This window comes from Rhodococcus sp. ACPA1 (genome assembly GCF_002300195.1).
GTDB lineage: Bacteria > Actinomycetota > Actinomycetes > Mycobacteriales > Mycobacteriaceae > Rhodococcus_F > Rhodococcus_F opacus.
Genome location: NZ_NSDX01000046.1, coordinates 1 through 285, shown reverse-complemented (window position 1 = coordinate 285; position 285 = coordinate 1). Strand labels below are relative to the sequence as shown.

Genomic DNA, 285 nt, shown 5'->3' with positions numbered 1-285 from the left:
GTGGGCGGCCATCCAGGCGTCGAGCACGCCGAGGATGAGTTCGATCTGTCGTTCCGCCGCTGGGGGGTCGGTGAACACCAGCCAGTTGAGCGCGAATCCGTCCGACAATGTGGACACGATGTACGTCAGTGCGTCGATGGTGTCCGGGTCGACCGGCCGGCCGGAAGCGGTCGCGACGGACTCGAGTTTCGTCCGTATGGTCGCGGATGCCTCGTTGTACACCATCTCGGCTTGCTGGCCTTCCTGACGCTGGCCCCAGCTGATCAGCTCGACGATCGCCGCGCC

General features: G+C 65.6%; 1 pseudogene. It reads right to left on the bottom strand.

The features are described from left to right. Positions 1-285: pseudogene (locus CJ177_RS46620) on the bottom strand (TetR/AcrR family transcriptional regulator); the annotation flags it as partial.